The 13,379-nt window shown below is 73.2% G+C and carries 7 protein-coding genes; all 7 read left to right on the top strand.

All coding sequences use genetic code 11. The annotated features are described in order from the left end of the window. The first annotated feature begins 384 nt into the window (after positions 1–384). Positions 385–1,968: an AMP-binding protein gene (locus tag IF99_RS0123435; RefSeq protein WP_158716643.1), complete on the top strand. Its 1,584-nt coding sequence runs from the start codon at positions 385–387 to the stop codon at positions 1,966–1,968. 161 nt (positions 1,969–2,129) lie between these two features. Beyond that, entirely contained in the window at positions 2,130–2,678 is a 549-nt protein-coding gene (locus tag IF99_RS0123430; RefSeq protein ID WP_051703640.1) for a hotdog domain-containing protein, read from the top strand. An 81-nt stretch (positions 2,679–2,759) separates the two neighbouring features. Next, positions 2,760–3,032 (top strand): acyl carrier protein, encoded by a 273-nt coding sequence (locus IF99_RS0123425; protein WP_199806542.1) that lies wholly within the window; start codon positions 2,760–2,762, stop codon positions 3,030–3,032. After that, on the top strand, positions 3,029–3,886 hold the full coding sequence (locus IF99_RS0123420; RefSeq protein WP_030998967.1) for an SAM-dependent methyltransferase: 858 nt from the start codon (positions 3,029–3,031) through the stop codon (positions 3,884–3,886). The genes IF99_RS0123425 and IF99_RS0123420 overlap by 4 nt, the downstream gene beginning before the upstream one ends. A gap of 8 nt (positions 3,887–3,894) precedes the next feature. Next, positions 3,895–4,779, top strand: coding sequence for an acyl-ACP desaturase (locus IF99_RS0123415; protein WP_037827410.1), 885 nt, complete (start codon positions 3,895–3,897; stop codon positions 4,777–4,779). Between the two features lie 46 nt (positions 4,780–4,825). Continuing rightward, positions 4,826–6,667: an acyl-CoA dehydrogenase gene (locus IF99_RS0123410; protein WP_030998963.1), complete on the top strand. Its 1,842-nt coding sequence runs from the start codon at positions 4,826–4,828 to the stop codon at positions 6,665–6,667. A gap of 148 nt (positions 6,668–6,815) precedes the next feature. Continuing rightward, positions 6,816–13,379, top strand: a 6,564-nt coding sequence (locus IF99_RS0123405; protein WP_051703639.1) for a non-ribosomal peptide synthetase, incomplete at its 3' end; no start/stop codon positions are given.

Below are 13,379 nucleotides of genomic sequence, written 5' to 3'. Positions count from 1 at the left end.
GGCGTACAACGGACATCCGTGTGCGTACCACCCGGCGAAGCTCCGATAACCGGAGTCCGCCGAGCCGGTAATCCCCGCCCCGCGCCCCGACGCTGTCCGCTCGCCCGCAATTCGAAAATATACCCTCTGAGCTGCGAAAACCTCACAGGGTCGCCAGGGAGCCACCGCCAGGGTGGTGGCCGCATTTCCCTCGAAAACCGCCACACGAGTCCCGCTGACCACCCTTGACATGCCCCTCACCCGTCGGATAGTCATCTTCAGTCCGTAGCGTTACGACGTGCCAACAGACCACGGGGGTGGCCGTTGACGGGGGAAACGACGGGGCCGCACAACGGCTTTTCATCACCAGATGCGTTACAGCTCCACACCGCACTGGAAAATGCCGTGATAATACGGCCCTCGGCTGCTGTGCGGTTCGCGGGGGAGGATTACTCCCTCGGTCTCAAGACGTTGAGCGAGCAGTCCGCGTCCCTGGCCTCCGGTCTGCGGGCCGCGGGCGTCCGCCCCGGTGACCGGGTGGGCCTCCTGATGGGCAACGAACCTGATTTCCTGCGCGGGCTGTTCGCCCTGAGCAGGCTCGGCGCCGCCGCGTGCCCCCTGCCCCTGCCGGCCGGCGGGCGCGACGCCTACGTCGGCCGGGTCCAGGGCATCCTGCGCACCGCCGGTGTCCGGGACGTCCTGGTCTCCGCCCGGCTGGCCCGGCTCGGCGCGCTCACCGGCCGGGCGCTGGAGGGCGCCCGCGCCCTCGGCACCGCCGAGCTGGAGGGACACGCGGGAACAGTCGACGGGCCGGCGGTGCCCGCATCCGCGGAAGCGGTCGTGCAGTTCACCTCCGGCAGCACCGCCCGCCCCAAGGGCGTGCGGCTGACCCAGGCGAATGTGCTGGCCGGACTGCGGGCGATCTCCGCCGGGATCGCACTGCGCCCGGACAGCGACCGGGCCGCCGTGTGGCTCCCCCTCTTCCACGACATGGGTCTGTTCGGCTTGCTGTCGGCGGTGCTGACCGGTGCCGACGCGACCGTGTGGACACCGTCGGCGTTCGTGAAGCGCCCGGAACGCTGGCTGCGCGAGATGACCGCCGACGGCTGCACGGCCTGCGCGATGCCCAACTTCGCCTATGACTACTTGTGCGACGGGGTCGCCGCCGAGGACGTGCCCGGCCTCGATCTCGGCCGCTGGCGGGTCGCGTTCAACGGCGCCGAACCGGTCGCGGACGCCGCCCTGCGCCGCTTCGCCCGGCACTTCGCGCCCGCCGGGTTCCGGCCGACGGCGATGATGCCGGTCTACGGCATGGCCGAGGCGACGCTCGCCGTGACGTTCCCGCCGCTGGGCCGGGAACCCCGTACGGACTGGGCGGACCGGCGCGCGCTGGCCGGGGACGGCCTGGCCCGGCCGGTGCCGGCGGGTACGGCGCACGCACGTCCGCTCGTCTCGGTGGGCAGCGCCGTCGCGGGCCTGGAGATCCGGATCACCGGGGAGTCCGGTGTCCTGCCCGAACGGCGGATCGGCGAGATCGAGGTGCGCGGCGCCTCCGTGACGGACGGGTATGTCGGGGACGTGGCCCAGCCGTTCACCGCGGACGGCTGGCTGCGCACCGGCGACCTCGGCTACCTCGCGGACGGCGAACTGTACGTCACCGGGCGCCGCAAGGAGATGATGACGCTGCGCGGCGAGAACCACTATCCGGAGGACGTCGAACGGGCGGTACGCGAACACCGCTTGGTCCACCGGCGCCGCTGCGCCGCCTACAGCCAACCGGGCGAGGACGGCGGCAGCATCGTCCTCGTGGTGGAGTCCACCGCCCGCGAGGGCGCCGAGAGGGACGCCTTCGTCGCCGAACTGCGCGGCATGGTGCGTTCGGACGCCGGGCTCGACGAGGTGGACGTACGGGTGGTCCCACCCGACACGATTCCCCGCACCAGCAGTGGCAAGCTGCGCCGGCTGGCGCTCGCCTCCCTCCCCGGCTGACCTCAGCGGTCCTGCCCCGGGCGGCCGTACGCCGCCGGACGGGCAGGCCCCTGACCATGACCGGCCCACATCCACCGGCCCGCCGACGCGGACCGGCCGACCGTGCGCGACCGCCCGGTCGCACCACGGCAACGAGCACGGACGAGCACAAGGGGGAAACGGTGGACGAACGGCCCGTGCTGGAACGGGAATGGGAACAGGGGACGCCGGTCGAGGTGCCCTGGCGGACTTTGTCGGACTACCAGTGCTTCGGCTGCTCCCCCCAGAACACCACGGGGCTGGCCCTGGAGTTCCGGTGGACGGCGCGGGGCTTCACCGCCCGGCTGGAGCTGGAACGGCGCTTCGAGTCCTACCCCGGCGTGGTGCACGGCGGGGTGGTCGGCGCGGTGTGCGACGAGGTGATGGGCAACGCGCTGAGCGTGGCGAGCGGTTCGTGTGTGCTCACCACCACGCTGCGAGTGCGGTACATGGACTCTCTGTCCGTCGGCCGCACGTACTGGTGCGTCGCCGAGAGCGCCCGCCCCACCGGTGACGGGCCGGGCACCCGGATGCGCGCCGAGGTGCTGGACGCCCGCGGTGCGGCGGTGGCCTCCGCCGTGGCCGACTACCGGCCGATCCCACTGGACGAGCACCGGGTGCGGGCCGGACTCACAGAGGCGGAGGCCCACCGGATCGGCACCGCCTTCGCCACCACGGCTGAACCCCGCTGAGCGGAACCGACGCCGTGCCCGGTGAGCGGGCTGCGGAGCGGGTGGCGGAAGAACGAGTGATACGAGCAGGAACCACTACCGATGGGGGACGGCACCATGCCGCAGGACATCACGGACCGGATCACCGAGCTGCTGGCGGGGCTGCTCGGCCAGGAGGCCGCGGGGATCAGCGCGGACGACGACCTCGCCTCCGTCGCGGGCCTGGACTCGGTGAAGGTCATGCGCCTGATCGCCGCGGTCGAGAAGGAGTACGACATCGAGCTGGAGGACGAGCAGGTCTTCACGCTGCGTACCGTGCGCGGCCTCGCTGACGCCGTGGCCGGCGAGCTGAGCGCCGAGCGGGCCCCCCGATGACCGCGCCGGCCGCGTCGCGGCTGCCCGAGGTCCCCGAGACGAACCAGCACTACGACCAGGACCCGGCGGTCTTCGAGCAGTTCCTCGACCCCCGGATGAAGTACACCTGCGGCCTGTACGAGTCCGAGGCCGACGACCTGGCCACCGCGCAGGAGACCAAGCTCCGCTGGATCGCGGACACCCTCGGGCTGCGGCCCGGCGCCCGGCTGCTGGACATCGGCTGCGGCTGGGGATCGCTGAGCCTGTACGCCGCCGAGGAACGAGGCTGCCGCGTCACGGCGGTCAGCCCCGCCCCGCACCAGCGCGGCTACATCATGGACCGCGCCGCCCGGCAGGGCGTGGCCGACCGGATCGAGGTCGTCACCGAGCGGGTCGAGCGGCTTTCCGTCCCGGAGCGCGCCCACGACGCCGTCGCCCTGGTCGGCTCCAGCGCCCACATGAAGGACATCGGTCAGGTGATGCGCCTGTGCTGGTCGGGGCTGCGGCGCGGCGGGCGCCTCTACCTCTCCGACAGCTGCTACCGGAACACCGCCCGGCACACGGAGTTCGCCGAACGCGACGGCTCGGTGTTCGTGCGGGACTCCGTCTTCGGCGGTGGGGAGATGCGCCCGCTGTCGGTGCTGGTCGCGGCGGCCGAGGACGCCGGTTTCAGCATCGAGGCGGTCCGGGACCTGACCGACGACTACGCCCGGACCATCGACGCGTGGATGCGCAACGTCGAGGACCGCGCCGACCGGCTGGACGCCATCGAGCCCGGTCTGTCCGCGAAGCTGCTCCGCTACTTCGAGATCGCCAACGCGGGCTGGGGCTTCACCACCAAGCATTACGCCCTGGTCTGCCGCAAGGCCCGTTGAGGGGAATCATGAGCGAGGAGACACCCGCTTACCGGCGGGTCGCCGGGACGCTGCTGCCCGTGGAGGAGATGGAGGGCGCGGTCCGCACCTTCCTGACGGCCTCCGCGCCGCAGCGTCGCTGGGACGTGGAGCACAGCTTCGACTGGACGACCGCGGACGCGAACCGGCTGAGCGAGGGCGAGCGTTCGGCGGTCGAGTTCGTCACCACCATCGAGGACCATCTGCCGGGCTACTTCGAGATGTACGACCGGTACTTCCCGCTGGACGACCGGGTGGACGTGCCCACGTTCGTCCACAACCGCGAGCTGTACCACTTCTCGGTGCGCTGGGCGCAGGAGGAGGACACCCACGCGCGGGTCCTGAAGGAGTACCAGCTCGCCTCGGGCATGGCGGAGCCGGCGCCGCTGCGGGAGCGGCTGGCGGTGGAGGGCCGCAAGAAGTTCGACCTGGACTACGCACACGCGGTGCAGTTCTTCACCTATCCGCTGATCCAGGAGAAGGCCACCCAGCTGTACTACCAGCGGCTGCGGCAGACGGTGGGCGATCCACTGCTCCAGGACATCCTGCGCCGGCTCAGCCAGGACGAGGCCCGGCACTTCACCTTCTTCGCGGACGTCGTGGAGCGCTATCTGCGGACCGGCGGCGACGCGGTCGTCGAACCGGTCCGCGAGGTGATCGCGGAGTTCCGGATGCCGCTGGCGGACACCATCCGCGGCTACTGGCGGTGGGCGCTGCGGATCGCGGACGTGGCCCGCTACGACCACACCGAGGCGTACGAGTACCTGATCAAGGTGGTCGACCGGGCGGTGGACGCCCGCTCGGACAAGCTGGAGGAGTTGGTCTCCTTCGTCTCGGCGTGCCGTTCGCTCGCCGTCACCGGCGCCACCGGCTGACGCACGCCCGTCGACCGTTCCGAGAGTTCCAACGGGGGGAAACACAGTGAGCCACTACAGGAGCGACGTCCGCGACCTGAGCTTCGCGCTGTTCGAGGTACTGCGGGTGCAGGACCGGCTCGGCAGCGCGCCGTTCGAGGAACTGGACCGGGGAACGGCGGACCACCTGCTGGCCGGACTCGACGACCTGGCCCGCACGGTGCTGGCCGATTCGCTGGCCGACGGCGACCGCAATCCGCCCGTCTTCCATCCGGAGCACCACGAGGTGACCCTGCCGGACTCCGTGACGCACGCGGTGTCCGCGCTGGTCAAGGGCGGCTGGGACCGGATTGCGGTCGGCCCGGAGCTGGGCGGTCCCGGTCTGCCGCCGACCCTGTCCTGGGCGTGCGCCGAACTGATCCTGGGTGCCAACCCGGTGCTGTACTTCTACGTCGGCGGGAAGATCTCCGCACAGCTCGTGCACCGGCACGGCACCCCCGAACAGCAAGTGTGGGCGCGGATGTTCGCGGAGCGCGACTGGGGCTCGACGATGGTGCTGACCGAGCCGGAGGCCGGTTCCGACGTGGGCGCGACCCGTACCCGCGCGGTCCTGCAGCCGGACGGCAGCTGGCACGTCGAGGGCGTGAAGCGGTTCATCACCGCCGCCGCGCAGGGCGGGATGACCGAGAACATCGTGCATCTGGTGCTGGCCCGCCCGGAGGGCCCCGGCGTGGAGACCCGGCCGGGCACCAAGGGGCTCGGGCTGTTCCTCGTCCCCGCTCGCCACTTCGACCCGGAGACCGGTGAACCGGGCGCACGCAACGGGGTGTTCGTCACGGGCGTCGAGCGCAAGATGGGGCTGAAGGCGTCCACCACCTGTGAGCTGAGCTTCGGTCGCGACGGCATCCCGGCGGTGGGCCGGCTGCTCGGGGACCGGGTCGACGGCATGGCGCAGATGTTCGAGGCGATCGGCTATGCGCGGATGATGGTCGGCACCAAGGCCATCGCCACGCTGTCCACGGCGTACCGCAACGCACTCGCCTACGCCGGGGAGCGGGTGCAGGGCCCGGACCTCGCCGCCTCCCTGGACCGGAACGCGGCGCGGGTGCCGATCCTGCGCCACCCGGACGTGCGCCGCGTCCTGCTGACCTTGAAGGCGTACGCGGAGGGGATGCGCGGCGTGTACCTCTACACCGCCTCGCTCCAGGATCTGATGGCCGCGCCGGACGGGTCGGCGGAGGCGGGGGACGCGGCGGCCGTGCACGAGTTGCTGCTGCCGGTGGTCAAGGGGTTCGGGTCGGAGCGCTCCTGGCACCTTCTGGCCGACGCTCTCCAGGTGTTCGGCGGTTCGGGCTACCTCCAGGATTTCCCGCTGGAGCAGTACCTGCGGGACGCCAAGGTGGACACCTTGTACGAGGGGACCACGGCCATCCAGTCGATGGACTTCCTGTTCCGCAAGATCGTCCGGGACGGCGGGCAGGCGTTCGGATCGCTGACGGGGCGGATCGCGGCGACCGCCGACGGCGGCGGTGACGCCCGGCTGGCGGGGGCGCGGGCCGCGCTGGGCAGGGCGGTGGCCGACGTGCGCGGGGTACTGGACGCGCTGTGGACGCGGCTCGGCGCCGCCGCTGACGATCCGGCGGCCGTGTACGGGGCCGGCCGGCACAGCGTGCGCTTCCTGCACGCGGTCGGTGAACTGGTCACCGGCTGGCGGCTGGTGGTGCACGCCGAGGCCGCTGCCGCCGCGCTTGCCGCGGGACCCGCGCCCGCCGACGCGGCCTTCTACGAGGGCAAGATCACCGCCGCCCGGTTCTTCGCGTCGACGTTCCTGCCGGAGCTGGCGATCCACCGGGGGGTCGTGGAGGCGGAGGAAGACGGGCTGATGACCCTCGCCGACGCCGGTTTCTGACCCGGCCGTCCCCTCGGGCACAACCGCCGGAGCGTCCCGCCCGGGGCGGTCGTGTCCTCGGGCGGAACCGCCGGAGCGGGCTCCCCGGGACTGTCGTGCCCGCACCCCAGCAAACACCGTGCTCGTGAAACACAGGAGTGGGAAGAACGTGGACGCAGTCGAAGCGCACACCACCGCCGGCCGTCCGGCCGCCATTGTCCCGACCGGGACCGGGCACGGGCTGCCACTGACCGAGGCCCAGCGCGGGGTGTGGCTCGCCCAGCAGGTGGAACCGTCGACCGGTGTCTACAACATCGGCGAGTACCTCGAACTGCGCGGCAGCGTCGACGTGGAACTGCTGCGCCGCGCGATCCGTACCGCCGTCGCGGAGTGCGACGTACTGCGCACCACCGTGCGTGTCCGGGACGAGGAGCCCGAGCAGGTCGTCGCGCCCGACGGCGATGTCGGGCTGGAGATCGTGGACCTGTCCGGCGAGGCCGCCCCGGTGGAGGCCGCCGAGGAATGGATGCGGCACCGCATCTGGGCGCCGGAACACCAAGGCGCCCGCAGTCTGAAGGGCTTCGTGCTCATCCGGGTCGGTCCGGAGCACGCCCTGTTCTTCCTGCACGGCAGCCATCTGGTGATCGACGCGTTCGGTGCGGCGCTGGTCGCCGTGCGGATCAGCCAGGTGTACACCGAACTGGCGGGGGGAGCCGAGGTCTCCGCGAGCTGGTTCGGCCGCGTCGCGGATCTCGTGGCCGCCGACACCGCGTACCTGGGGTCCGAGGAACGGGAGCGGGACGCCGCGTTCTGGCACGAGCGGCTGGCGGAGCGCCCCGAGGCGGTGACGCTCTCCGGCCACCCGGTGCGGGTCGCGCCCCGCGGCAGGGTGCTGCGCAGGGAGTTCACCGCAGAGGACGCGGCCGGGATCGTCGCTCTGTCCCAGCGTCTCGGGGTGTCCACCTCGACAGTGCTGCTCACGCACGTGGCGCTGCTGCTGTGGAAGACGACAGGCCGGTACGACCTGCCGATCGGGCTGCCGGTGGGCGCACGGGTCGATCCGGCGCTGAAGCTGATCCCCGGCATGATGTCGAACATCCTGCCGGTCCGGCTGGCCGGGCGGCCCGGCGAGGACTTCGCCTCGCTCGCCGCGGGCGTGTCGGCCACCGTCCGCGCGTCGATGAAGCACCAGCGGTACCGCTACGAGTGGCTGATCCGCGACAGCCGCCGCCTGCACGGGCGCCCCGACCCGCTGTTCGGCGTCGAGGTCAACATCATGAACTTCAACGCGGACCTCCGGCTCGGGGACATGGCCGCCGAGTTCCGCACCATCAGCACCGGCCCGGTGCACGACGTCACGCTGAACCTGCGGATCGACGCGCAGCGCCCGAGTCTCGGCGTGGAGATCGAGGCCGACGCGGAACGGCACTCGGCGGCCGACCTGGAACGGCTGGCCGACAGGCTCGCGGCGCTGTTGCGGCAGGTCCGCGACGCCGGGCCCACCGTGCGCGTCGGGGACCTGTCGGTGCTGTCCCCGGCCGAACGCGAGGGCCTGGCCGCGGAGTACGCCCGGACCGGGCACCCGGTGCCCGCGGTGACCCTGCCGGAGCTGTTCGCCGAGCGGGTACGGGCCCGCCCCGACGCCGTCGCCGTGGTCGCGGACGGCCGGGGGACGACGTACGCGGCCCTGGACGCGCTGACCGGGGCGCTCGCCGGACGGCTGCGCGCGGAGGGCGTGGGACCCGAGCGGTTCGTCGCGCTGTGCCTGCCGCGCTCGCTCGCCCTGGTGGCGGGCGCGCTGGCGGTGACCCGCGCGGGCGGCGCCTACGTGCCTGTCGACCCCGAGTACCCGCCGGAGCGGGTCGCCCACATGCTCACCGACGCGGCACCCCTCGTGGTCCTGACCACCGAAGGACTGCGCCCGCTGGTGGAGCGGGCGGTCGCCTCCGGGACCCGGGTCCTGGTGCTGGACGAGGACGGTGCTCTCGCGGACGGTCCCGGCGGGCAGGGCGCGGGGAGCGCGGCGGAGGCGCGGGAAGCGCCGCGCGGGGTGGCCGGGCCCGGCCACCCGGCGTACATGATCTACACCTCGGGGTCCACCGGCCGTCCCAAGGGCGTCGTCGTCACCCACGCCGCGCTGGCCAACCGGCTGCTGTGGACGCAGTCCGCGTACCGTCTGACCGGCGCCGACCGGGTCCTCCAGAAGACCCCGGCCAGCTTCGACGTGTCCGTGTGGGAGCTGTTCTGGCCGCTCGTGAGCGGGGCGACGCTGGTGCTGGCCGCGCCCGGGGGGCACCGCGACCCGGCGTACCTGGCCTCGGTCATCGGCGCCCAGCGGGTCACTGTCGTGCACTTCGTGCCTTCCATGCTGGAGGAGTTCGTCCGGGAGGGCCTGGCCCGCACCTGCACCGGTCTGCGGCTGGTGCTCTGCAGCGGCGAGGCGCTGACGCCCGTCCTGCGGGACGCGCTGCTCGACCAGCTCGACGTGGACCTGCGCAACCTGTACGGCCCGACCGAGGCCACGGTCGACGTGACCGCCTCCGGGCGGCTGAGCCGTACCGGCCCCGCGGACCCGGTGCCGATCGGCCGCCCGGTCTGGAACACCCGCCTGTACGTGCTGGACGAGGCGCTGAGCCCCGTGCCGGGGGGTGTGGCAGGCGAGCTGTACCTGGCCGGTGACCAGCTGGCGCGCGGGTATCACGGCCGGGCCGCGCTGACCGCCGGACGGTTCGTCGCCGATCCGTTCAGCCCGGCAGGGGCCCGCATGTACCGCACGGGTGACCTGGTGCGCCGCCAGGAGGACGGCACCCTGCTCTACCTGGGCCGTGCCGACGACCAGGTGAAGATCCGGGGAGTGCGGGTCGAGCCGGGCGAGGTGCGCGCCGCGCTGCTCGCGGGCCCCCGGGTCGGTTCGGCCGCCGTCGTCGCCCGCCCGGACGCCGAGGGCACGCACCGGCTGATCGCCTACGTGGTGCCCGCCGCCGGCCACGAGGTCACCGAGGCGGAGGTGCGCGCGGACGCCGCTCGCCTGTTGCCCGGCCCGCTGGTCCCGTCCCGCGTGGTGTGCGTGGACACGCTGCCCCTGACGCCCAGCGGCAAGCTGGACACCCGCGCCCTTCCCGTGCCCGCGACCGCCCCGGAAGGTCCTTCGCGGGAGCCGCGGGACGACCGCGAACGGTTGCTGTGCGCGCTGTTCGCCGAGGTGCTGGGCGTGGAGTCGGTCGGTGTCGACGCGTCCTTCTTCGATCTGGGCGGGCACTCGCTGAGCGCCACCAGGCTGGGCAGCCGGGTCCGTGCCGCGCTCGGTCTGGAGGTCCCGGTGCGCGCGGTGTTCGACGCGCCCACCCCGGCCGCGCTGGCCGTCTGGCTGGACGAGCACGGGCGCGCAGCGCGGCCCTCGCTGACCCGTGCCGAGCGCTCCGACCCGATGCCGCTGTCGCCGGCGCAGAACAGCCTGTGGTTCCTGTACCAGTGGGAGGGCCCCTCCCCCACCTACAACATCCCGCTGCTGCTCACTCTGTCCGGTGCCGTGGACCGGGTGGCGCTGCGCAGGGCTTTCCAGGACCTCGCCGACCGGCACGAAACGCTGCGCACGGTCATCGGTGTCGACTCCTCGGGCCTGCCCCACCAGCGGATTCTGCCGCCAGGACAGGTGCCGGTGGAGTGGCACGAGCGCCAGGTGGAGGCCGGGGCGCTGGCGGCCGAGCTGGAGGAGGCCGCGCACCACCGTTTCGACCTGTCCGCCGCGCCGCCGCTGCGCGTCACCCTCTTCGGGACCGGCCCGGACACGTGCACGGTACTGATCCTGCTGCACCACATCGCGGCCGACGGCTGGTCGTTCAGCCCGCTCGCCGACGACCTCTTCCGCGCGTACGCCGCCCGTGCGAAGGGCGCCGCACCGGAGTGGGAGCCGCTGCCCGTGCAGTACGCCGACCACACCCTGTGGCAGCGGGCGCTGCTCGGCGACCGGGACGACCCCGACGCCCACGGCAACCGGCAGCTCGCCTACTGGAGAGAGCGTTTGGCCGGTCTGCCGGATGTCGTCACGCTGCCCGGCGACCGGCCGCGGCCCGCGGTGGCCTCGCACCGGGGCGCCACCGTGGACTTCGCGTTCGACGCGGACCTCGCGGAGCGGATCGCGGCGCTCGCGGACGCGCACGGCGCGACCGTGTTCATGGTGCTGCAGGCGAGCCTGGCCGCGCTGCTGACGCGGCTGGGCGCGGGCACCGACATCCCGCTCGGCTCACCGGTCGCGGGGCGCACGGACACGGCCCTCGACCACCTGATCGGCTGCTTCGTCAACCCGCTCGTGCTGCGCGTGGACACCTCAGGCGATCCCGCCTTCGGTGACCTCCTGGACCGGGTACGGCAGGACAGCCTGGCCGCGTACGCCTGTCAGGACGTGCCGTTCGAACGGGTCGTGGAGGCGCTGCGCCCGCACCGTTCGGCGAGCCATCATCCGCTGTTCCAGGTGTCGTTGGCCCTCCAGAACATGTCCTACCCCCGCACCGCTCTGCCCGGCCTGGAAGCCTCGGGGCGGCCCCTGTATCTCGGGGTGTCCCGCTTCGACCTGTCGCTGAGCCTCGTCGAGCACTTCGCCGATGACGGCACCCCGGCCGGTCTGTCCGGCGTCGCCGAGTACGCCACCGACCTCTACGACCGGGCGACCGTCGAGGCGCTGGTGGCGCGGTGGGCGCGGTTGCTGGAGCAGTTCACCGCTGACCCGCGGAGGGGCGTGGGCGGGGCCGTGCTGGACGCGGGCACCGCGCGCCGTCCGTCGGCCGGGGGCACGCCAGCCGCTCCGGCGGTCCGGGGCGGGGCGCGGACGCTGCCGGAGCTGTTCGAGCGGCGAGCGGCCGCTTCCCCGGACACGGTGGCGCTGTCGGCAGGGACGGAGCGGATCGCGTACCAGGAGCTGAACGTCCGCGCCAACCGGCTCGCGCACCGGCTCATCGGCCTCGGTGTCGGCCCGGAGGACACGGTGGCGGTCGCGCTGCCTCGCTCCGCCGACTTGGTGGCGGTCGCGCTGGCCGTGTCGAAGGCGGGCGCCGCGTTCCTGCCCGTCGACCCCTCGTACCCGGCGGAGCGCATCGCGTACATGCTGGGCAACGCGTCCCCGGCGCTCACCGTCACCGCCGCCGCGCACGCCGAGGGCCCGGTGGCCGGTCACGGTCCGGTGCTGGTGCTGGACGCGGGGCCTTCGGGGGAGGCGGGGACGGGTGTTCCGGGAGGGAGCGACCACGACCCCTCGGACGCCGACCGGGTCCGCCCGCTGCTGCCGGAGCACCCCGCCTACGTCATCTACACCTCGGGTTCCACGGGCGCCCCCAAGGGGGTGGTCGTGGCGCACACCGGCCTGGCGGGACTGACCGCCGACATGGCCGCCAGGTTCGGGATCGACGCGTCGGACCGCGTGCTGCAGTTCGCCTCGCCCAGTTTCGACGCGTCGGTGATGGAGCTGCTGATGGCACTCCCCAACGGCGCCGCCCTGGTCGTCCCGCCCGAGGGAACCGTCCTGGCGGGCGACACCCTGGCCGCGTTCCTCGCGGAGCAGGACGTGTCGCTCGCGCTGATCCCGCCGACAGTGCTCGCGGGCGTCCGCCCCGAGGCGGTACCCGGCCTGCGCACCCTGCTGGTCGGCGGCGAGGCGTGCCCGGCGGAACTGGTGGCCCGCTGGCGGCAGGGCCGCCGCGTGTTCAACGCGTACGGGCCGACCGAGGCCACCATCTGCGCCACGACCAGCGGCGACCTCACCACCGCCGGCACGCCCCCGATCGGCACCCCGGTGGCGGGCACCCGCGCCTACGTCCTGGACGAGGCGCTGCGCCCGGTTCCGCAAGGCGTGGTGGGCGAGCTGTACCTGACGGGGCCGGGGCTGGCCCGGGGCTACCTGGGCCGGTCCGCGCTCACGTCGGCCCGTTTCGTCGCCGCCCCCTTCGGGGAACCGGGGGCACGGATGTACCGCACCGGGGACCTGGTCCGGGTGGACCCGGCCGGTGACCTGGTCTACGAGGGGCGCGCGGACGGCCAGTTGAAGCTGCGCGGCTTCCGCATCGAGGCGGGAGAGGTCGAGAGCGCGCTGCTGGACCGCCCTGGTGTCGGACAGGCCGTGGTGATCGTCCGTGAGGACCGTCCCGGGGACCTCCGGCTCACCGCGTACGTGGTCCCCGACGCCATCCCTGAGACCCGCGGCGGGGAGAGCGTGCCGTCCCGTGAGGCGCTGCCCGAACTGCTGCGGGAGGCGCTGCGGGACCGGCTGCCCGCGTACATGGTGCCGTCGGCCGTGGTCGTGCTGGACGCGTTGCCCGTGACGGCCCACGGCAAGCTCGACCGGGCGGCGCTGCCCGCGCCCGGAATGACGGCCGGTGGGGCCGGCCGCGGACCGCGCGGCCTGCGTGAGGAGTTGCTCGCCGGACTGTTCGCGGAAGTACTCGGCCTGCCGTCCGTCGGCGTGGACGACGACTTCTTCGCCCTGGGCGGCCATTCCCTGCTCGCGACCCGGCTGATCAGCCGCATCCGCCGGACCCTCGGCTCCGAGGTCGCCCTCCGCGACCTGTTCTCCGCGCCGACCGTCGCCGGACTGGCCGAGCGGATCGAGAAGTCCTCCGGGACGGCACGGCCTCCCGTCGTGCGATACGAGCGCCCGGCGCGTCTCCCGCTGTCGTACGCGCAGCAGCGCCTGTGGTTCCTCAACCGCTTCGAGGGCGGCTCAGCCACCTACAACATGCCCCTC

The organism is Streptomyces sp. NRRL F-5630, from assembly GCF_000719475.1.
GTDB lineage: Bacteria > Actinomycetota > Actinomycetes > Streptomycetales > Streptomycetaceae > Streptomyces.
The sequence above is the reverse complement of the archived record's forward strand: the minus strand, read 5'-3'. Positions and strand labels throughout refer to the sequence as shown.